This window comes from Mesorhizobium sp. WSM4310, assembly GCF_007003935.1.
Classification (GTDB): domain Bacteria; phylum Pseudomonadota; class Alphaproteobacteria; order Rhizobiales; family Rhizobiaceae; genus Mesorhizobium.
Genome location: NZ_VFTA01000008.1, coordinates 63,740 through 85,167, shown reverse-complemented (window position 1 = coordinate 85,167; position 21,428 = coordinate 63,740). Strand labels below are relative to the sequence as shown.

Annotated in this window: 13 protein-coding genes; 5 read left to right on the top strand and 8 right to left on the bottom strand. The window is 64.5% G+C overall.

The window, feature by feature from the left end; all coding sequences use genetic code 11:
- The first annotated feature begins 141 nt into the window (after positions 1–141).
- From FJV80_RS11430 to FJV80_RS11420, 3 genes are all read left to right on the top strand, one after another.
- A complete protein-coding gene (locus FJV80_RS11430; RefSeq protein WP_142876397.1) occupies positions 142–8,733 on the top strand; it encodes a glucoamylase family protein in 8,592 nt (2,863 codons plus the stop codon).
- Between the two features lie 380 nt (positions 8,734–9,113).
- The gene (locus FJV80_RS11425) at positions 9,114–10,886 is read left to right on the top strand and encodes a glucan ABC transporter ATP-binding protein/ permease (protein ID WP_095770491.1); all 1,773 of its coding nucleotides are present in this window, start codon (positions 9,114–9,116) and stop codon (positions 10,884–10,886) included.
- Between the two features lie 162 nt (positions 10,887–11,048).
- The gene (locus FJV80_RS11420) at positions 11,049–11,813 is read left to right on the top strand and encodes a heme ABC transporter permease (protein WP_095770490.1); all 765 of its coding nucleotides are present in this window, start codon (positions 11,049–11,051) and stop codon (positions 11,811–11,813) included.
- Positions 11,814–11,841: 28 nt separating this feature from the next.
- Here the strand turns inward: FJV80_RS11420 and FJV80_RS11415 are convergent, their stop codons facing one another.
- Entirely contained in the window at positions 11,842–12,900 is a 1,059-nt protein-coding gene (locus tag FJV80_RS11415; protein WP_142876396.1) for a D-TA family PLP-dependent enzyme, read from the bottom strand.
- Between the two features lie 185 nt (positions 12,901–13,085).
- Between FJV80_RS11415 and FJV80_RS11410 the strand changes: the two genes are divergently transcribed.
- The gene (locus FJV80_RS11410) at positions 13,086–13,772 is read left to right on the top strand and encodes a D-lyxose/D-mannose family sugar isomerase (protein WP_095770488.1); all 687 of its coding nucleotides are present in this window, start codon (positions 13,086–13,088) and stop codon (positions 13,770–13,772) included.
- A 19-nt stretch (positions 13,773–13,791) separates the two neighbouring features.
- Here the strand turns inward: FJV80_RS11410 and FJV80_RS11405 are convergent, their stop codons facing one another.
- Genes FJV80_RS11405 through FJV80_RS11375 form a run of 7 tightly spaced genes read right to left on the bottom strand, consistent with a single transcriptional unit; the run spans position 13,792 to position 20,039 of the window.
- Entirely contained in the window at positions 13,792–14,067 is a 276-nt protein-coding gene (locus tag FJV80_RS11405; protein ID WP_179295927.1) for a hypothetical protein, read from the bottom strand.
- A gap of 24 nt (positions 14,068–14,091) precedes the next feature.
- Positions 14,092–14,955, bottom strand: coding sequence for an RDD family protein (locus tag FJV80_RS11400; protein ID WP_142876395.1), 864 nt, complete (start codon positions 14,953–14,955; stop codon positions 14,092–14,094).
- Positions 14,942–15,961, bottom strand: coding sequence for a stage II sporulation protein M (locus FJV80_RS11395; protein ID WP_142876394.1), 1,020 nt, complete (start codon positions 15,959–15,961; stop codon positions 14,942–14,944). Before FJV80_RS11395 ends, FJV80_RS11400 begins: the two co-directional genes overlap by 14 nt.
- Positions 15,958–17,262, bottom strand: a complete 1,305-nt coding sequence (locus FJV80_RS11390; RefSeq protein ID WP_095770485.1) for a DUF58 domain-containing protein — start codon at positions 17,260–17,262, stop codon at positions 15,958–15,960. Before FJV80_RS11390 ends, FJV80_RS11395 begins: the two co-directional genes overlap by 4 nt.
- The gene (locus tag FJV80_RS11385) at positions 17,259–18,215 is read right to left on the bottom strand and encodes a MoxR family ATPase (protein WP_142876393.1); all 957 of its coding nucleotides are present in this window, start codon (positions 18,213–18,215) and stop codon (positions 17,259–17,261) included. Before FJV80_RS11385 ends, FJV80_RS11390 begins: the two co-directional genes overlap by 4 nt.
- Positions 18,202–19,416 (bottom strand): DUF4350 domain-containing protein, encoded by a 1,215-nt coding sequence (locus FJV80_RS11380; RefSeq protein WP_142876392.1) that lies wholly within the window; start codon positions 19,414–19,416, stop codon positions 18,202–18,204. Before FJV80_RS11380 ends, FJV80_RS11385 begins: the two co-directional genes overlap by 14 nt.
- Positions 19,413–20,039: a DUF4129 domain-containing protein gene (locus FJV80_RS11375; protein ID WP_179296313.1), complete on the bottom strand. Its 627-nt coding sequence runs from the start codon at positions 20,037–20,039 to the stop codon at positions 19,413–19,415. The genes FJV80_RS11380 and FJV80_RS11375 overlap by 4 nt, the downstream gene beginning before the upstream one ends.
- A gap of 147 nt (positions 20,040–20,186) precedes the next feature.
- Between FJV80_RS11375 and FJV80_RS11370 the strand changes: the two genes are divergently transcribed.
- Positions 20,187–20,969 (top strand): hypothetical protein, encoded by a 783-nt coding sequence (locus FJV80_RS11370; RefSeq protein ID WP_095770482.1) that lies wholly within the window; start codon positions 20,187–20,189, stop codon positions 20,967–20,969.
- Positions 20,970–21,428 lie beyond the last annotated feature (459 nt).

Below are 21,428 nucleotides of genomic sequence, written 5' to 3'. Positions count from 1 at the left end.
TTTGGTCGAAAGATGACGCTCTGTCGTGGTGCGGAAACAAACTTTCGGCATAGGGGTCGATGCAACCAATTGCATTTGAACCGGTTTTAGGGCCATTGCCGTGGCGGTGACGCCGCTGAGTGCCCGCTTACGGAATTTTCAATGAATATTCAGACGAATCCTGCCCAGATCGAGAAGACAAGCGCGAGCTTCCCGGCCATCACGGAAGAGCCGATAAGGTCGACATTCCTGCCGGAGGAGCGCCTGAGGCTGCTCGGCGAAAGCCTGGCAAAGGGCGATCTCGCCGACCTGTTCGGCCTGATCCCCTTCGATTTCCAGGCCCGCATCCGCGACAGCGCCAAGAAGATCCTCGAAGTCTACCGTTCGACCAATGCCGCGCAGGCCAAGGGTGAAACGATCACCCCGGCCGCGCAATGGCTGCTCGATAACAACTATCTGGTCGAGGAGACCATTTTCCAGGTCAAGCGCGACCTGCCGCGCCGCTTCTATCGTCAGCTGCCGACGCTGAAACTGCCTGACGGCGGCACCGTGCCGCGCGCGCTGGCGCTGGCCTGGACCTATGTGGCGCATTCGGACAGTTCCGTCTCGGCGACCATGTTCAAGTCCATCGTCCAGGGTTTTCAGTCGGTCGAGCCGCTGAAGATCGGTGAACTCTGGGCGCTGCCGTCGCTTTTGCGCTTCGTGCTGATCGAAAATCTCCGCCGGCTGGCCGTCAGGGTCAATCGCACCCGCCAGATGCGCCAGATCGCCAACGATGTGGCCGACAAGGTGCTGGCGACCGACGAGAGTGCCGACCGCCAGGCGATCCTGGCCAATTTCAGCACTCACGCGCAGGACACAACCTTTGCCACGCAGCTTCTCTACCGCTTGCGCGATGGCTCGCAGAATGCCGGCAAGGCCCTGGAATGGCTGGAAGGCGAGCTCGAAAAGACTGGTTCCGATGCCGAGGAGATCATCATCTCCGAGCATCACACGCTGTCCAGTGGCAATGTGACGACCGGCAACATCATCCGCGGCCTGCGCCTCATCAACGACGTCGACTGGACGGTGTGGTTCGAAGGCGTCAGCCGCATCGACACCGTGCTGCGCGAGCGCACCGATTTTGCCGCGCTCGACTTCTTCTCGCGCGACCAATACCGCACCGCGATCGAGGAACTGGCCCGCCGCTCGAACCTGTCGGAATACCGCGTCGCCGAAAAGGCGATCGAACTGGCCGGCCAGGCCGCTAGCGAACACGCCGCCAGCGAACACGTATCGGCCGGCGATGGCGACGATTCAGCTCCGGCTCCGTCCGCGCATACCGATGTCGGCTTCTTCCTCGTCGGTCCGCGCCGTCTGGAGCTGGAAAAAGCGATCGGCTATCGGCTCACCATCAGCCAGACGGTCAAGCGGACCTTCGCCAAGACCGGATGGTTGGGCATCGTCCTGCCTGTTTTCGCACTGACGGCCTTGCTTCTTGTCGTCACCGGCAACGCGTTGGCCAATCTCGGCCTTTCGGTGGCCTCGATCGTCCTGATGCTGGCGCTGTTTGCCGTGCCGGCGAGCGAGGGCGCGCTGGCCTTCTTCAACACGGTTGTCTCGCTCTTCCTCAAGCCGACACGCCTGATCGGCTACGACTACAGGCACGGTGTGCCGCCCGAGGCGCGCACGCTGGTGGTTGTGCCATCGCTCATCGGCTCGCGCGACGATGTCGAGGAAAACATCCGCAACCTCGAAGTCCATTACCTTGCCAATCTGGTGGACGAGATCCATTTCGCGCTGCTGTCGGACTGGCCCGACTCCAAGATCGAGATCGATGCGGCCGACACCGAGATCCTCGAATATGCCCGTGGCGAGATCGCCCGTCTCAACGCCCGCTATCCCACGGAAGGCGCGCCGCGCTTCTACATCCTGCATCGCCGCCGGCTCTTCAACGCCGCTCAAGGGGCCTGGATGGGTTGGGAGCGCAAGCGTGGCAAGCTGCATGAGCTTGACCTTTTGCTGCGTGGCGACAGCGACACGACTTTCCTGCCGCTCGACGTGCCGCTGCCGGAAAAAGTCGTCCATGTGATGACGCTCGACGCCGACACGCGCACCACGCGCGATGCGGTGGCGAGCCTCGTCGGCAAGCTCTGCCATCCGCTCAACCGCCCGCATTTCGACGCCGCCAGGCGCGTCGTCACCGCCGGCTACACGATCCTGCAGCCGCGCATCACCGCTTCGCTGACATCAGGCGACGAGGCCTCGTTCTTCCAGCGTGTGTTCTCGGCCAATCGCGGCCTGGACCCCTATGTCTTCGCCGTCTCCGACCTTTATCAGGATGTCTTTAGCGATGGGTCCTTCACCGGCAAGGGCCTCTATCATGTCGATGCCTTCGAAGCCGCGCTGCAAGGCCGCATCGAGGAAAACACCGTCCTCAGCCACGATCTACTCGAAGGCGCGCTGGCGCGCGCGGCACTGGTCACCGACGTCGAACTGGTCGAGGACTATCCGACTCGCTACTCGGTCGACGCCTCGCGCCACCATCGCTGGGCACGTGGCGACTGGCAGCTGCTGGGCTTCATCCTCGATCCTCGTTCCGGTGTTCCGGCCCTGTCGCGCTGGAAGATGGTCGACAATCTGCGCCGCTCGCTGACGCCGACCTTCTGGGTGATGGCGGCGATCGCCGGCTGGACCCTGCTGCCCTTCACACAGGCCGCGCAATGGCAGGCACTGCTGATCCTCAGCCTGTTCATGGCGCCGACCTTCGATGTCGTCAACGCCATCCTGCCCAAGAGCGGCGACCAGACACCGCGCGGCCATTTCTCGGCGCTGGCGCGCGATGTCGCCTTCGGCACCGCCATGGTGGCCCTGAAGATCGTGCTGATGGCGCACAACGCCTGGATGATGGGCGACGCCATCGTGCGCACGCTCTACCGGCTGTTCGTCAGCCGCCAGAATCTCCTGGAATGGCGCACCGCTTCCCAGGCCCACAAGGCCGGCGACAACGATGTCGGCTCCTATTACGGCATGATGTACGGCGCCGTGATCATCGGCTTCGTCGGCCTGGCCATTCCGGTGCTGGCCGATTCCACCGGCGCCTTCGTCGCCTTCTTCTTCGCCCTGTTCTGGATAGGCTCGCCGGCGATCGCCAGCTGGATCAGCCGCTCGGCCGAAACCGAGGACCGGCTGCGCATATCGCAGGCCGATATCCACACGCTGCGCACTATTGCGCGGCGCACCTGGCACTATTTCGAAAGCTTCGTCACGGCGGAGCATCACAATCTGCCGCCGGACAATTTCCAGGAAAGCCCGGCGCCGGTCGTGGCGCCGCGCACGTCGCCGACCAATGTCGGCGTCTATCTCCTGTCGGTGGTCTCGGCGCGCGATTTCGGCTGGATCAGCCTGTCGGATGCCATCACCCGCATTGACGCCACCATGACGACCATAGAGAGCATGCCGCGCCACCGCGGCCATCTCTTCAACTGGTACGACACCACGACGCTGAAGCCGCTCTACCCGCTCTACATTTCGGCTGTCGACAGCGGCAATCTCGCCGGCCATCTGGTGGCTGTGGCGGCTGCCTGTGCCGAATGGGCGGAAGCGCCTTCCGTTCACCTCCAGGGCGATTTCGAAGGCATTCTCGACACGGTCACCATCCTGAGCGAAAGCCTCGATGAGTTGCCCGACGACCGCCGTCAGCTCAGGCCTCTGCGCCAGCGTCTCGTCGATCGCCTGGACGGCATGCGGCGCGCCGTCGAGACGATCAAGGCGCAGCCGGAAATGGCCTCGATCCGCACCATCAACCTCGCCGTGCTGGCGGGCGAGATCCGCAAGCTGGCCACCGCCATCCACACCGAGGCGGCCTCGGCCCAGAGCGACGTCATCGTCGACTGGGCGGCGAGGCTGGAAGCCACTTGCGAGGCACATGTCCATGATGCCCACAGCGACGACAACGCCGTCGAAGCGCTGCGCGCCAAACTTCTGACCTTGCGCGAGCGCACCCGTCGTTTCGCCTTCGAGATGGAATTCGCCTTCCTGATGCGGCCGGAACGCAAGTTGCTGTCGATCGGCTACCGGGTCGAGGAACACCAGCTCGACGAAAGCTGCTACGACCTTCTCGCCTCCGAGGCGCGGTTGACCAGCCTGTTCGCCATCGCCAAGGGCGACCTGCCGACCGAACATTGGTTCCGGCTCGGCCGTCCGATCGTCGAGATCGGCTTCCAGGGCGCGCTGATGTCCTGGTCGGGCTCGATGTTCGAATATCTGATGCCGCCGCTGGTGATGAAGGAGGCGCAGGGCTCGATCCTCAACCAGACCAGCAAGCTGATCATCAAGCGCCAGATCCAGTACGGTCGCCAGAAAAACGTGCCCTGGGGCATCTCGGAAGCGGCCTACAACGCCCGCGACCGCGAACTGACCTACCAGTACACCAATTTCGGCGTGCCCGGGCTTGGGCTGAAGCGCGGTCTTGGCCAGAACACGGTGATCGCGCCCTACGCCACCATAATGGCGGCGCAGTTCAACCCGCGCGAAGCCGTGCAAAATCTCGCGCGTCTGCGCGGCATCGGTGCGCTTGGCCCGCATGGCTTTTACGATGCGGTCGACTTCACGCCGCAGCGCGTGCCTGAAGGTACCAACCACGCGGTCGTGCTGAATTACTATGCGCACCATTCGGGCATGTCGATCGCGGCGGTCGCCGACGCGATCTTCGAGGGTCGTCTGCGCGACCGTTTCCACAGCGATCCGGTCATCGAATCGGCTGAACTCCTGCTGCAGGAAAGGGCGCCGCGCGACATCCCGACCGCGACCGTCAGGACCGAAGCGGACGAGCGCGCCAAGGACGAGACCGAAACCGAGAGCCCTGACACGCGCATCGTGCTCGATCCCCTGCGGGCGCTGCGTTCGACCAATGTGATGTCGAACGGCCGCTATTCGGTGATGGTGACCGCAACCGGCTCCGGCTACAGCCGCTGGGGCGACCTTTCCGTTACGCGCTGGCAGCCGGACCCGGTCGAGGATCGTCTGGGTTCCTACATCTTCCTGCGTGACGTCAGCACTGGAGACTGGTGGTCGGCAACGGCGGAGCCAAAGCGCGCGGCCGAGGAGAAGGTGCAGACCCTGTTCTCCGACGACAAGGCGAGCTTCGTCAAATTGGTCGGCACGTTGCGCTCCGAGGTCGAATGCATCGTCGTTTCCGAAGGCAATGGCGAGGGCCGTCGCATCACGCTCTACAATGAAAGCACGTCCGATCGTTTCATCGAGGTGACGTCCTTTGCCGAACTGGTGCTGGGTTTGGAGGCCTCCGATTACGCGCATCCGGCCTTCTCCAAGATGTTCGTGGAGACTGAAATCGCCACCAACAACGGAGCGATCTTCGCCACGCGCCGCAAGCGCGAAACCAGCGAGCCCGATATCAACCTGGTGCATTTCGTCACCGATCCGTCGGGTCCGGCGCGCGATGCCGAGGCCGAGACCGACAGGCGCGCCTTTATCGGCCGTGGCCGCTCGATCGTCGATGCCGCCGCTTTCGATCCGGGCGCCAGACTTGGCGGTCATTCCGGCTTTACGCTCGATCCCATCGCCTCGCTGCGCCGTCAGGTGCGGGTGCCCGCAAACAAGAAGATATCCCTGACCTTCTGGACGGTGGTCGGGGCCAACCGCACCGAACTGGAAGAGGCGATAAACCGTCTCGACCATCAGGAGAGCTTTGCCCGTCAGGCCATGCTGGCCTGGACGCGCAGCCAGGTGCAGACGCGCCATATGGGCCTCAGCCTGACCGACGCCGCCAATGTGCAGAAACTGGCGCGCTACCTGATCTATCCCGACGCGTTCCTGCGCTTGCCGGCCGAATCCATCGCTTCGGGCCTCGGCAAGCAGTCGAGCCTGTGGCCGACCAGCATTTCGGGCGATTTTCCGATCTTCCTGGTCAGGATCGGCGACGTCGCCGATCTGGAGATCGTCGCCCAGGCGCTGCGCTTCCAGGAATATATGCGCACCCGCGGCATGATGATCGACTTCGTCGTCGTCAACGAGCAGGCCTCGTCCTATGTCCAGGATCTGCAGCGCGCGGTCGAGACGCTGTGCGAAAACAGCCGTCTGCGCGGCAAGGAACTCGGTCCCCGCCAGCACATTTTCGCGGTGCGCCGCGACCTGATGGAAGAGACCACCTACAAGACGTTGCTCGCCGTCGCCCGGGTGGTGCTGCATACGCGCAACGGCACCATCTTCGATCAGATCGAACGGGCCGAGGCGGCTGCCTTGCAGGCGCGCGACGGCCTGCCGTCCATCGGATTGCCGGCTCCACGCGAAATCCCGGCGGCGCATGCCTTTGCCCCGCAGAACGTGGCGGATGTCAGTGCCGATGGCTCTGGCCTCAGCCAATGGAATGGCTTTGGCGGTTTCGACGGCGACGGACGTCACTATGTGGTGCGCCTCGCCGGCCGACGCACCACGCCGCAGCCCTGGATCAATGTCGTCTCCAACGCCTCGTTCGGCTTCCATACGTCGGCCGAGGGGGCAGCCTTCACCTGGAGCCGCAACAGCCGCGACTACCAGTTGACGCCGTGGTCCAACGATCCGGTCTCGAACCGGCCGGGCGAGGGCATCTATATCTACGACCAGGCCAGCGGCAGGGCGTTCTCGCCGATCGCCGCGGTGGTGCGCGATCCCTCGATGACCTACGAGGCCTGGCATGGCCAGGGCTTCTCCACCTTCCGCTCGAAGCGCGGGCCGCTATCGATGGACCTGACCCATGTGGTCGACCCCGTCGATCCGGTGAAAATCACGCGGCTGCGCATCCAGAATTCTGGCCCGGTGCCGGCGCGGCTGCGCGTCTATGCGTATGCCGAATGGGTGCTTGGCGGACATCGGTCGCGGACGGCCGCCACCATCGTCCCATCCCGCGACGGGGCGACCGGCGCATTGCTGGCGCAAAACCCCTATGGGCTCGATTTCAGCGAGCGCGTCGCCTTCCTGGCCGCCGACGCCGCTGTCCATTCGGTGACATCGGATCGGTCGGAGTTCCTCGGCCGGCACGGGTCCAGCGAACTGCCGCAGGCTGTGCTGACCGGCGCGGCCCTGTCGGGCCGTGTCGAGGCCGGCGACGATCCCTGCGCGGCGATCGCCCGCGATGTCGAGATCCCGGCCGGCGGCGACGTCACGCTGCTCTGGCTGCTCGGCGATGCCGACACCCCGGCGCAGGCAAGCGCGCTGGTGCAGACGCATCGGGGCAAGGATTTCGACCAGCGTCTGGCCGACAATGAGCGCGAGTGGCGCGGTTTCCTCGACACCATTCAGGTCGAGACGCCGGACAAGGCGCTCGATGCCATGGTCAATCACTGGCTGCCCTATCAGAGCCTTGCCTGCCGCATCCGCGCCCGCTCGGCCTTCTACCAGGCAAGCGGCGCCTTCGGCTTCCGCGACCAGTTGCAGGACACGCTGGCGCTGCTGGCGCATGATCCGACACTGGCGCGCGATCAGATCCTCAACGCCGCGCGGCGGCAGTTCCCTGAAGGCGACGTGCAGCATTGGTGGCTGCCGCGCACCGGGGCCGGCGTGCGCACATTGATTTCCGACGACGTGGTCTGGCTGGCCCACGCCACGGCGCGCTATCTCAGCGTGACCGGCGACGCCGCCATCCTCAAGGAGCAACTGCCCTTCATCGACGGGCAGGCGCTGGGGGAGGGCGAGCATGACGCCTTCTTCACTCCCGAAATCTCGAAGAAGACGGTGTCGCTTTACGACCATTGCGCGCGCGCGCTCGACCTGGCCATCAAGCGCAGCAGTCCTGCCGGCCTGCCGCTGATCCTTGGCGGTGACTGGAACGACGGCATGAACCGTGTCGGCGAGCACGGCAAGGGCGAGAGCGTGTGGCTGGGCTGGTTCCTGCTGAAGACGCTGGGCGACTTCGCCGCCGTCGCCAAGAGCGAGGGCGACAACAAGCGCGCCCAGGCCTGGGCAAAGCATGCCGAGGCGCTGAAGCGGGCGCTCGAGAGCACGGCATGGGACGGCGAGTGGTACCGGCGCGGCAGTTTTGACGACGGCACGCCCTTGGGGTCGCGCACCTCCGAAGAGTGCAGGATCGATTCCATCGCCCAGTCCTGGAGCGTGCTTTCAGGCGAGGGCGACCCGGCGCGGTCGACGACGGCGATGCAGCAGGCGACCAGCCTGCTCGTCGACGACAAGCTCAAGATCGTCAAACTGTTCACGCCACCCTTCTCGAAGACGCAGAAGGACCCCGGCTACATCAAGAGCTATCCGCCCGGCGTGCGCGAGAATGGCGGCCAGTACACGCATGCGGCGACGTGGTTCGTCATCGCGCTGGCCGAGATGGGGCAAACCGACGAAGCCTATCGCTGCTTCTCCATGCTGAATCCGGTCAATCACGCCTCCGACGAGGCCTCGGCCGAGCAATACCGCGTCGAACCCTACGTGGTGGCCGCCGATATCTATGCCGGAGACGACAAGGGCGGGCGCGGCGGCTGGACTTGGTACACCGGCTCGGCGGGCTGGCTCTATCGGGCAGCGGTCGAAGGCATCCTCGGCATCGAACGGCGCGGCAAGCAGATCACGTTCCGGCCGAAACTGCCCAGCCATTGGGATGGCTACCAGGCTTCCCTCAAGATGCTGGGCGCCGAGATCAAGGTTCATGTCGTTCGCGACAAAAAAACCAAGACGATCTCGCTCGAAGTCGATGGTTCGAAAACAAAGTCCGCCTCCTTCGAACCGAAAGCCGGCACCCAGACTGAGGTCGTGGTCAAGATACCGGCGTAAAATCAACGTCTTAGGTCGATAGATCGCGCGTCCTTCGGGACGCGCGATGCCGCGAATGTTTACTTGCGTGCGGTCGCTGACGGCGTCCGCCAGGGTCCGCCAGGCGTCGCCTGACAATTCATGCAAGCCTGCCGTGATTAAAAATGTGGCAGCTCTCGGCCACTGCCATGATTTTGCCGCAAGGCTGACATTTCACCTTTTATCTCAAACCGTTAGGTGATCACGTCAGATTTCGCATCGTCGTCATCTTTTGTTCGCTAAATGGGAACGGAAGCGATAGACGGGCATTGTTTTGCGACGCGTCAACCGTTACGTGTCAAGCAATGGTGCAGTGCACAATATCGCATTGAGCACAGTAGAGAATTGGCGGAGTAGCTGAAGTGTCACTTCTGCAGATCTATTGGAGAGCGCTGGGCTATCTGGCCGCCGACAAGAGGCGCGTCGCGCTGATTTGCGGCGCCAATGTCGCACTTGCCGCCATCGCCATCCTGGAGCCGATCATGTTTGGCCGGGTGATCGATGCCATCTCCGCGCATGGCTCGGTATTCTCCACGCTTGCCGTGTGGGCCGGTTTGGGCGCCTTCAACGTCATCGCTTTCGTCCTGGTGGCGCGCGGCGCCGACCGCTTTGCTCACGCCCGGCGCAGCGAAGTGCTGTGCCAGTCCTTCGAGCGCGTCATCACCATGCCGCTCGCCTGGCATCATCAGCGCGGCACGTCCAACGCCCTGCACACGTTGCTGCGTGCCGTTGAGACGCTGTTCAGCCTGTGGCTCGAATTCATGCGCCAGCATCTGTCCACGGCTGTCGCGCTCGTCCTGCTCGTGCCGACGGCGCTCAGCATGGATGTGCGTATGTCGATGGTGCTGCTCGCGCTTGGCGTGCTCTATGTCGGCATCGGCCGTCTGGTGATGAAGCGCACCAAGGGGGGCCAGGCCGCCGTGGAGCGCCATTATCACAAGGTGTTCGCCCATGTGACGGACTCCGTGAGCAACGTCGCCGTTCTCCAGAGCTACAACCGCCTTGGCCATGAGGCCGAGACTCTGCGCCGCTATGTCAAGAACCTGCTCGACGCCCAGAACCCGGTGCTCGACTGGTGGGCCATCGCCAATGCGCTCAATCGCCTCTCGTCGACCATCTCGATGATGGTGGTGCTTCTGATCGGCGCCTATCTGGTGACCCATGGCCAGCTGCGCGTCGGTGATGTCATCGCCTTCACCGGCTTCGCCACGCTGCTGATCTCGCGGCTCGACCAGATGTCGGCTTTCGCCAACCAGATATCGGAGGCTCGCGCCAAACTCGAGGAGTTCTACAAGCTCGAGGACTCGGCCGCCGATGCCGCCGAACCGGATGGCCTGCGCGATCTCACCAATGTCACCGGCCATGTCCGCTTCGAGGATGTCTGCTTCGAGTTCGCCAATTCGGGACAGGGCGTCAGCGACGTATCCTTCGAGGTTCAGGCCGGCCAGACCGTCGCCATTGTCGGACCGACGGGTGCCGGCAAGACCACGCTGATCAATTTGCTGCAGCGCGTCTTCTCGCCGTCCAGCGGCCGCATCCTGATCGACGGCATCGACACCCGCACCGTGACCCGCAAGTCGCTGCGCCATTCGATCGCCACCGTGTTCCAGGATGCCGGACTGCTCAACCGCTCGATCGAGGACAACATTCGCGTCGGCCGTGCCGAAGCCAGCAATGACGAGATCCATGCCGCGGCCGTCGCGGCTGCCGCGCAGGACTTCATCCTGGCCAAGAGCAATGGCTACGACACGGTGGTCGGCGAACGTGGCGGCCAGCTGTCGGGCGGTGAGCGCCAGCGCATCGCCATCGCTCGCGCCGTGCTGAAGGACGCCCCGATCCTGGTGCTCGACGAGGCGACCAGCGCGCTCGACGTCGAGACCGAGGACCGCGTCAAGGAAGCGATCGACGAATTGCGGCGCGACCGCACCACCTTCATCATCGCCCACCGCCTGACCACTGTTCGCGACGCCGATCTGGTCGTGTTCATGGACAAGGGCAGGGTGGTCGAAATGGGTGGCTTCGCCGAACTGTCGCTGCGCAACGGCCGCTTTGCCAGCCTGCTGCGCGCCGGCGGCCTGCTCAACGACGAGGAAGTCCGCCGCCTCAGCCGCTCCGTGCAGGGCGAGGCAGCGTAATCATTGTTCTTTACCTCCCCTTGTGGGGAGGTCGGACCGAAGGTCCCGGTGGGGCAGTGCCGCCCCACTGCTTCGCAGCGACCCTCCCAACAAGGGGGTAACCAAGCCTGCGACACCGCCGCTCGATTGCCCCAATCGCGCCGGCGGTTTATGTAAAGCCGCATGAGCGACACGACTTCACGCCTGAGCGGCTGGATGGACCTTGCCAACCCGACGCGCTTCGTTGGGCTGGCCGACAAGGTCGTGCCATGGCTGGCGACGATCGCCGCGCTCATCCTTGCCGTCGGGCTTTATATGAGTTTCGCCGCGCCCGAGGACTTCCAGCAAGGCATCACCGTGCGCATCATGTACATCCATGTGCCCTTCGCATGGCTCGCCATGATGTGTTACTCGCTGATGGCGGTCTCAGCCCTTGGCACGCTGGTCTGGCGGCATCCGCTGGCCGATGTCGCGCTGAAATCGGCGGCCCCCATCGGCGCCGTCTTCACCGCACTGGCGCTGATTACCGGTTCGATCTGGGGCAAGCCGATGTGGGGCACCTGGTGGGTCTGGGACGCGCGCCTGACCTCGGTCTTCGTGCTGTTCCTGATGTATCTCGGCATCATCGCGCTGACCCGTGCGCTCGACGACGCCAGCCGCGCCGCGTGGGCCGCCGCCATCATCACGCTGGTCGGCTTCATCAACATCCCGATCATCAAATTCTCGGTCGACTGGTGGAACACGCTGCACCAGCCGGCCTCGGTGTTCCGCCTCGGCGGCCCGACCATCGACCCCAGCCTGCTCTGGCCGCTGCTGGTCATGGCCGTCGGGTTCACGGCGTTGTTCTTCACGCTGCACCTGATGGCGATGCGCACCGAAATCCGCCGCCGCCGGGTGATCGCCATGCGGCGGGTAGCGGCTCGGCAGGCGGAGCGGCAACCGGCCTGAAACCCACCTGTCACTGGACCGTAGGCGGTCAGGCCATCAGCCCGCGCGCTGCCACCGGCAACGTTTCGAGCACCTGCTCGCCGTCGATCAGGTTGACCTCGTTGAACAGATTGGTGACGACGCAGCAATGGTCGGGCACCACGCGCACACGCTCGCCGATGCGCAGCTTCGCGTCGCCGGAAAGCGTGACGGTGCCATGTTCTTCGCTGAGCCCGGTGACCCTTGCGTCGGGAGCGCCGAGGAGCTCGCCAAAGTCTTTCAGCCCCAGCGTGTCACTGGACAGCGCCTTGCTGCCGGCATCGAGGATGGCGCGGGTTGCCGTCGGGTGGCTGACCACCGTCGACAGCACCGTCAGCGCGCAATCGCTCAAGGTGGCCACGCCTTTGGCGACCTGGTAGCGGTCGAGATAGATGTAGGTGCCAGGACGATATTCGGTGACGACCGATGCATCGCTGGAGCGCCACATGTCCGGGGTGCCGCCGCTGGAGATGCGTTCGCAAGCGAGGCCTGAAGCGGCCAGCACCTGCTTGGCTTTCGCAAGCCAGGCTTCGGCCTCGGCCGCGCGGCCAGCGGCTGGATAGGTCATCAGCCCGCCGAAGGCGAGGCCATCGGCCTTGTCGATCAGCCTTGCCAGCGCAACCGCCCAATCAGCCGTTTGCACGCCGCAGCGGCCCATGCCGGTGTCGCATTCGACCAGAACCTGGAGAGGATGACCGGAATCGGTGAAAGTGGCCACCAGCCCTTCCAGCGTTTCCATGCTGTCGGAAGTGACCGACAGAGTTACGCGGCCGTGCAGCGCCTTCAGCCGTTCCAGCTTGGCGCGGCCGAGGATGTTGTAGGGTAGAAAAATATCGGACAGCCCGGCATCGGCCATCACCTCGGCCTCGCCGATCTTCTGGCAGGTTATGCCGACGGCACCCGCCGCGACCTGCTTCTTCGCCCAATAGGGCAGCTTGTGCGTCTTGATATGCGGCCGCAGCTTCAGTCCGTTCCTGTCGGCGTGGGCCTGTGCGCGGGCAATGTTGGCTTCGGCGCGAGCGGCGTCGATCAGGATCGACGGCGTATCGAGATCGTGGACGGTCGGCATCTTCTATCCCTGTGAGAATTCGCAGGGTTTATGAGCCTGAAAGTGCTTGATGTCATGCGGCCAGCGGACCGGACCGCTGGGCCATCCGCGAGTAGCGCAGGCGCGGGCACGGCGAGATGGATCGACACCGCAGCGGCGTTCGGCTATGCGATTTGTCTAAAAAATCCACACGAAGGGTCACGATCATGAAACGCTCCGCCATCAACGACATCATCCGCGAAGCCGACGCCTTCATCCGCTCGTTCGGCTATATCATGCCGCCCTTCGCCTATTGGTCGCCCGAGGAGATGAAGGCGCGCCAGGTCGATTCCTCGGCGATCTATACCTCGCGACTCGGCTGGGACATCACGGATTACGGCCAGGAAAAATTCAACGAGCTCGGCCTGTTCCTGTTCACCGTGCGCAACGGCCGCTACGAGGACATGAAGAAGGGCATGGGCATGCTCTATGCCGAGAAGATCATGATCTCGCGCAAGGACCAGCTGTCGCCCATGCACCGCCACAACATCAAGGCCGAGGACATCATCAACCGTGGCGGCGGCAAGCTGGTGCTGGAACTGTTCATGCACGACCGCGACGGCGGCATTGATCTCAAGGCCGAGGTGTCGGTGCCCGTCGATGGAACCATCCACCGGCTGCCGGCTGGCGGCCTGCTGAAGCTCGACCCGGGCCAGAGCGTCACGCTGCTGCCGGGCGTCTGGCATGCCTTCTGGGCCGAGGGCAAGGATGTGCTGATCGGTGAGGTGTCGACCGTCAACGACGATCTCACCGACAATGTTTTCCGCGAGCCGATCGGCCGCTTCTCCAACATCGACGAAGATGTCGCCCCGGTGCACCTGCTGGTGGCCGACTATGAGAAGTGGCTGAGGTAGGGCAGGCCTCGCTGACTCCTTATTCCTGACGATCGAGGATTCCGCGAAGTCTGCGGACTTCGGCCACAAGGCGAGGGATGTCCTGGCGTGCGGCTGCTATGAAATCCTGGTCGGCGACAGTAGCGCCGCTCAGCTCGATATCTTCGCCTCGGCCAGCTCCTGCCCCGATTTGAATGAAATTCGATCCGCTTAGAAAATCCCGGCCTTCGATCCATGACTTCCACGGTCCGGGCTGGGCCATGGCCGCCCGGGCCTCCATTTCCTGGAGTTCGAGGTCGGATGGCGATGTGTTCATGGCAGTCCCGCAGGCTGTAGGTTGCTACCGCGCATACTTGTCCGCCTTGCGGTTGCCGAGCAGCAGCTTGCGCTCGAGATGCGCCCTCAGATCACCGTAGTAGGCGGTCAAAAAGGCCTTCGAATCGATCGGCTCGATCCTCGCGCCGATCTTGCGGCCGATCGTTTCCGCCACAGCTTTCATCGCAGAATAATCGTCGCGGCGCAGCACTTCTTCCAGCTTGTGCAATTCGGCGATGCCATAGGCGTCGAGCTGCGCCGGGCTGAAAGGGAAGCGCTTGGCGACCGGATCCTTTCGCTGCGAAAGGTCCTCGACCAGCTTGAATTTCGGCGTCTCCACCACCCAGGTTCCGGCAAGCAGGTCGCCAATGCGCAGCCGGTCGTGGTTGAACAGTAGAAACAGCGAGAACAGCAGCGACCACACCAGGCCGAAAATCGTCGACAGCGTGTCGGCTACGCCGGCGCCGCCGCGCGCGGCGATGATCGACAGCGGCAGGAAAACCTCGATCTCGCGCATCAGGTTGCGCGCGATGACCTGGTCGATGGTGAGACCCGCGCCGCTGCGCGAGGCGACCCGCACGCCGACGATCCGCTTGCCGGGCGTCGCGGCCCGCCGCCCCGCCTCGAAGGCGATGAAATAGACGTTGCGCAGCAGGAAGATGAAGATGATCCAGACGATGAAGAGCGGCTCCGCCTCCTTCACGCCAAGGCCGCCGAGGCCGAAGATGACGACGAGGGTGACCGCAACAGCGGCCGCGACGATGATCACAACATCGAGCAGGAAGGCCGAAGCCCGCGTCCCGGCGTCCGCCAGCTTGACCCTGAGGTCGACACCTTCCGGCGTGATCAGCGGCCTTATCAGCTCGGCAGGGCTCCTAGCCGTTGCCATGCCGCACCATCCGGAACAGGTAGAAATAGGCGATCCACAACGTCAGCATGCCGCCGCCAATGGCGTAGCGCGTCGCATCGCTGGTGATCGTCTGGCGGCCGATGCCTTCGAGCAGGCCGGCAAACAGAAGCATCATCATCACGCCGACCATCACGGTCGCCGCCACCCGCCCGGCCCGGGCGGCGGCGGCCATCCGGGTCAGTTCGCCGGGGAAGGCGATGCGCGTGCCGATGCGCATGCCGGCCGCGCCCGCCAGCGCAATGGCGAACAGCTCCGTCGTGCCGTGGATAGAGAGCCAGCCGCCGAGTTCCAAGCCCAGCCCCTTGGCCGCATAGACCTGGAACAGCGCGCCCAGCATGCATCCGTTCATCAGGATGATCAGCACGCTCGGCACCGCGAAGGCGAAGCCGAGAGCAAAGGCCAGGATCGCCACCTGCGTGTTGTGGGTGAACAGATAGGCGGCAAAGCCGGACAGGAAGTGGCTGCTGCCGCCATCGTAGAGCACGCTGCGCAGCACTTCGGTCGACGAATCCGGATTGCGCCCGCCGGCAAGGCTGGGTGCGATGATGGCGTCGTACCAGCGTTTGTCGGAGGCCACCAGCCAGTAGCCGGCAATGGCGCCAGTCACCGTCAGTGCGACCGACACCCAGGTCTCGCGCCACAGATCGCGGATCGCCGCCGGCCAGTCACGCAGGAAGAAATCGCCGACGCGCTCCCTCAAACTTCGTCGCGCGCCGTAGAGATAGAAATAGCCGCGCAGGCTGAGCGCCTCCAGATAGGCGATCAGCGCGCTGTCGAGCGATGTCGCACGGGCCACCGAGAGGGAGGACAGCGCAGAACGGTAGAGCAATGGCAGCGACAGCAACTCGTCTTCAGAAAGCGTGCGCGGCGCGCGTCTTTCGACGCGGGCCAGCAGCGCCTCGAACGCCTTCCAGTCGGCCTCGCGCTCCTGGCGGAAGCTTGCCAGCGACTGGCGTACGGCATCGGTGCCGGCGGGCAGCGTCATAGGAGGTTCTCCTCCTTGAGCTGGATATAACGCTCGACCAAGGCCGGACCGAGCCGCTGATGGTCGGCCTCGATCACATGCGCGCCCAGCAGCCGCAGTCGCCCGATCACCACTTGCCGTTCCCGAAGCAGGCCGCCCGCGGTGACCGCGCGGGCCACATCCTCGGGTTTCGCGGGCTGCATGTCGGCCAATGTCTCCAGTTCGACATCCTTCATCAGCATGAACAGCACCAGATGCCGCTCGGTCAGCCGGCCGACGGTGCGTAGCATCAGTTCGGCGCTGATCGGGTCGACGAAATCGGTGAAGACGATGACCAGCGAGCGACGGTCGAGCTTGGCCGCCAATGTCGTCAGCGCCAGCGTGAAATTGGTCTCTTCGCCGGAATAGTCGATCTCGGCGGCGCGCTTCTGGATCATCGTGAAACTCGGCGAGCCGCGCACCGCGCCGCTCGAGACGCGGGGCGTGGCATCGAAGGAGAACAGGCTGACGAGGTCGCCGCCCTTGAGCGCTATGAAGGCCGACAGAAGTGCCGCCGTCACCGCCCGGTCGACTTTCGGCACGCCGTCGACCGGCTCGCACATCAGCCGGCCGCTGTCGATCGCCAGCACGATGTTGTTGTTCTCCTCGATCCTGAACTCACGCGCCAGAAGCTTGCCGTGGCGGGCGCTGCGCTTCCAGTCGATCATCCGCCGGCCCATGCCTGGCTGATAGTCCTTCAGCGCCTCGAACTCGCGGCCCTGGCCGGCTCGCCTCTGCGCGTGGCCGTCGGCCAGCGCGGAGCGCTGCAGCAAAGTGATCGCCTCGTCGCGCGCGCTGCTGACGTCGGGCAGTACCGCCACCTTGCGGTCCATCGGCAGCACGACCTGGTTCCAGGTCAGCCCGAACTGGCCGTTCCAGCGCAGCCAGACCCGGTCGAAACTGGCAATGCCGCGCCTGCGCGCCGTGAATTCGAGATCGAGCGTGCCGCCATTCGCCGGCAACGCGCCGCCTGTGCGGCCGACCGGCTCCGCACGCTGATCGTGGCCGACACGCGCTTGCAGCACGCGCGCCTGCTGGCCGAGGCTGGCCGCGACATGCACGGTAAAGCGCCCGCCGACGCCGACCTGCGGTGGCGCCGAGAGACTGGCGCTGAGCGAGGCACGCCCACGCCCGGCCGCCGCGTCGACCGCGAGAAATGCAAGCAGCACACAGATCCACAGCAGGCCCAGGTACCAGACATGCGGCAGCGCAAGCGCGATGAGGAAGGCAGGGATCGCCCCCGCCGCCGCTGCCCACACCGCTTTGCCGGTCGGGTAGATCAACGCGGCGCCTCCGTCTGGTCGACGAGGTCGGAAACGATCTGCTCGACCAGCCGCCCATCGATCTGCGCCGCCGGCGACAGGATGACGCGGTGGCGCAGCGCTGGTATGGCGAGCGCCTTGACGTCGTCGGGAATGACATAGGCGCGGCCGTCGAGTGCCGCCCTGGCGCGTGCGGCCCGGGCTAACATGGCGCCCGCCCGCGGGCTGGCGCCGACCTCAAGGTCCGGGCTTTCGCGCGTGCGGCGCACCAGGGCCGCTATATAGCCGACGACATCGTCGACCAGCGTCACGTCACCAACCGTGGCAAGTGCTGTTTCCAGCGTCTTGCGGTCCGTCTGCGCGTTGATGCCGTATTGCGCAATATCGTGCGAGGCGGTGCCGCCGCCATGATGGACGATGATGGCCCGTTCCTCCTTGAGATTGGGATAGCTCACCCGATGCTTGAACAGGAAGCGGTCGAGCTGTGCCTCGGGCAGGGGGTAGACGCCCTGATGCTCGATCGGGTTCTGCGTCGCCACCACCATGAAGTTCTGGCTGAGCGCATGCGTGGTGCCGTCGAAAGTGACGGCGTGTTCCTGCATGGCCTCCAGAAGGGCGGCCTGCGTCTTCGGCGGCGTGCGGTTGATCTCGTCGGCAAGCAAAAGGTCGCAGAAGATCGCCCCGCGCGTCAGCGTGAACTGCCCGCTCTGGAAATTGTAGATGTTGGAGCCGACGATATCGCCAGGCATCAGGTCGGGCGTGAACTGGATGCGGCCATAGGCGACGCCAAGCGCTTGCGCGAAGCATCGCGCGGTCATGGTCTTGGCGGTTCCCGGCGGGCCTTCCAGCAATATGTGACCGCCGGCGAACAATGCCGTCAGCATCAGATCGACCGTGTCGCGCTGCCCGGTGATTGCTTTCGCCACTTCTTCCCTGATCGCGGTCGCCAGGGCCTTCACATCATCGACGTTCACCGAGCCTCCTTGTCGTCCAGTCATGCAGCGCTTCCGCTGCTTCATGCATTTGCGCCAGGTTCCCAGCTTCGCTCGCGGCCTTGAAGCGACGGCTGAAGCCCTGCGTTTCGCTTCGGTCGCGAGAATCGAGCCAGCGGTCGAGCGCTTCGCCCGGCAAGCCTTGCGGCGCGCCGAGCAATGCGCCGGCACGCGCACGCATCAGCGCCGCATACCGATCGCCGAGGTCCCCGAGCCGCCCGGCGCGCTTCAAGAGCATCGCCGTGCTGTCGACCAGCGCCCGCTTGCCGAAGGCAATCGCCCGGGCCTCGGTGCGCGGCGGCCCGAACCGGCCGAGCCCATGCAGGAAGGCGAGGGCCGCCGCCGCCAGCACCGACAGCGTCAGCGCCAGGAAGGGCGGCTCGACCAAAAGCTTGGCAAGATCGTATTTCTGCCCGACGCCATGCAGCGTCAGGTCGAACATCACCGCGCCCTTGCCGGGCTCCAGCATGGCGATGATGTCGAGTGCCGCCGCCGCCTTTTGCGGATCCTTCAACGCCGCGTTGTTGATAAGATCGGGGTCGGTCAGGATGTAGAACGGCCCTTCGTCGAGCTCCGTGAGAACGGCCTTGCCATTGCCCGCCGCGATCAAGGGGTGATCGTCCGCGACCCATTGCAGGTCTTCCGGCGCGGCGACCATGCGGCCGGCGACGTCGATCTGCCCGACCGAACTCTTGCCTTCGCCAAGCTTGGCCTTGGCGATGCGCCCGAGCCAGTCATTGACGGCGGTATCGGGCAGCCGTTCGAGCTTCATCTCCCAGCCTTCATGGTCCTGCAACGGCAAGGTGATCCATTTGGGCAACACGAACAGCGTGGCCTTGCCCGAGCGAAGCTTGATGATTCTTGCCAGCGCGCCCGGGTCGCTGTTTGGCGCGATGGTGACGATCAGCAGGAATTCGGACGCCAGGCCGGAGCTGAGCGCTTCCTCGCTGCGCGCCATCGGTGGCGCCTGTCCATTGGCGAGTTTCAGCCATTCGACGAGCCCGGCATAGCCGGAGCCGCCCTTGGAGAGCGGCGTGCCGCCGCCTTCCGGCTGGCGAAAGTCCGGCGCGTAGGTCGACAGCAGGAAAAATCCCGCCGCCGCCAGCAGGCTGGCAAAAATGCCCCAGAACAGGGTTTTGCGGTTGAACGGTTCCTGCGCGGCCTCGACCGCCGGCGCGCTCATGTCCAGGCATCCCTGAAGGCGAAGCGTTCATAGGCGCCGCGCGCCTGCTGCCAGCCATCGGCTCCGACCGGCCGGCGGGCAAACAGCGCTGCCTCGACGATGCGCGCGATCTCGCTGAAGGGGCTGCGTGCCCGCGCCGGCAACGATGTGGCGCTGGCGATGTCGCGCGAGGTGAGCGACGGGCGCAGAAAGTCGGGCAGCCGCCCTGCAATGTCGGCGACGCTGCGGCGAAGCAGAAGATGCACCGCTTCGTCATAGTCGCCGCGCGCGGCGAGCGCGTCGGCCTCGGACAGCAGGATCTGCGCGGCACCAACATCCGGGCGCCATGCCTCTTCCGCCTCTGCCTGCTTACGGGCGCGCCGCCACGGCAGGCGCCATGCCACGCCCTTGGTCTCCAGGGCAACGAGAAGCGCGATGACCGCGACGCCGACGATCACCGCGCCCCAGAACAGGTAGATCATGTAAGGGCCGATCTTCGCCAATGCTTCCAGGAAAGGCCGCAGCCATTCCGGCGGCTCGGGCTGCACCAGCGTCGGCAGGTCAAACTGGATGGAATCGTCCGCAAGCAACTGCTTGTGTATCTTTGCCAGCCATTCGGCGTCCTGCGGCTGTGCGACTGTCACCCGCTCGCCCCTCTGCACCTGCGGTTTGGTGCCGACACTGGCAATACGCCTGGACAATTGCAAGGCCACTGGACGAAGCCTTTTAATCTTGCCAGATTTACTTTCGAGGTTGGTTGTTTGGATGTTGCGGCGGCTCGGGGGAATATAATGACCACTGCGACATTGGGACAACCCGGCCGATTCGAGATCGGCAGGGTGTTCAACAACACCTTTGCCGTCATCGGCCGCAACATCGGGCTTTGCCTTGGCCTTGCCGCGCTGTTCGCCGGCGCGCCGACGCTGCTTGTCCGGTTGTGGACCCAGCCTCAGGTCGACGCGATGTTGCATGGCGATCCGGGCGCGATGGCGGATCCCCATGCGATGTTTCGCAATTCCTACCTCAGCCTCGTCGCCGGGCTGGTTTCCTTCGTTTTCACCATGCTGCTTCAGTCGTCACTGGTCCGGGCGACGATCGAGGACCTGAACGGCAGGCGGCCCTCCTTCGGCGACTGCATTCAGATTGCGATCCGCTTCCTGCTGCCGACGCTGGCGATTGGCTTCCTCGTCGCCTTTGGCTCGGTCCTTGCCATGCTGGCCCTGATTGTGCCCGGCATCATCTTGTGGCTCGGATGGTCGATGTCGGTGCCGGTCCTGATTCAGGAGCGGCGGGGCGTTTTCGGCTCGATGTCGCGCAGCCGTGCCCTGACCAAGGGCAACCGCTGGTCGCTGTTTGGCCTGTTTCTCATATTGATGATCATCGCGATGGTCATCCAGTGGGGGATATTGCTGGTTTTCGTCCTGTTTGGCGGGATTCTCGCGCAGCTGGGCGCCGCGCTGGTGCAGACCGTGGTCTCCATGGTGCTGTCGATCGCCGCCGCGGTCAGCTATGTCGAGCTGCGCCAGGTCAAGGAAGGCGCAAGCATCGACGAACTGGCGCGGATATTCTCGTAGCGGACGGCGCCATCACATGAGGGCTACAGCTGCCGAGTCCGACACCTTCGCGGCAGCGTCATCAAAATGGATGGCGACTTTCGTCCGCGCCTGTGGTGGCATCGAGCCCAGGTGGAGAGCGGCCCCCCGAGCAACAGGTGATCCTATCTTCCGGTGAGTGGGCCAACTCCCTCATTAAGCGGGCCTCTTTGTAGGCTCCGACCGAGGACAGTCGATATGCAAGATCCCGCCGAGAGGAACAAAAGGCCGCCTCATACCCAACCAGCCGAAGATGAGCGCCTGGCGCGGCTCGAGAAAACAGCCAGGCTCAAACGGCTTCGGTCTTACGCTTCCTGGCTTGCACCTGATGCATGCGCCCAATTTCATGATGAGATCGACTGCTCCGCACTAATTGAGGAAAGCCGTTCCTTCAGCCTGGCCTGATCGGCTGATGCCGCCGCGCTGCCCGGTCCGTGCTGT

Bases quoted from the DNA above. Each gene is read 5' to 3' on its own strand.
- FJV80_RS11430 (WP_142876397.1), top strand. From the start codon at position 142: ATGAATATTCAGACGAATCCTGCCCAGATCGAGAAGACAAGCGCGAGC.
- FJV80_RS11420 (WP_095770490.1), top strand. From the start codon at position 11,049: ATGAGCGACACGACTTCACGCCTGAGCGGCTGGATGGACCTTGCCAAC.
- FJV80_RS11415 (WP_142876396.1), bottom strand. From the start codon at position 12,900: ATGCCGACCGTCCACGATCTCGATACGCCGTCGATCCTGATCGACGCC.
- FJV80_RS11410 (WP_095770488.1), top strand. From the start codon at position 13,086: ATGAAACGCTCCGCCATCAACGACATCATCCGCGAAGCCGACGCCTTC.
- FJV80_RS11405 (WP_179295927.1), bottom strand. From the start codon at position 14,067: ATGAACACATCGCCATCCGACCTCGAACTCCAGGAAATGGAGGCCCGG.
- FJV80_RS11400 (WP_142876395.1), bottom strand. From the start codon at position 14,955: ATGGCAACGGCTAGGAGCCCTGCCGAGCTGATAAGGCCGCTGATCACG.
- FJV80_RS11395 (WP_142876394.1), bottom strand. From the start codon at position 15,961: ATGACGCTGCCCGCCGGCACCGATGCCGTACGCCAGTCGCTGGCAAGC.
- FJV80_RS11380 (WP_142876392.1), bottom strand. From the start codon at position 19,416: ATGAGCGCGCCGGCGGTCGAGGCCGCGCAGGAACCGTTCAACCGCAAA.
- FJV80_RS11370 (WP_095770482.1), top strand. From the start codon at position 20,187: ATGACCACTGCGACATTGGGACAACCCGGCCGATTCGAGATCGGCAGG.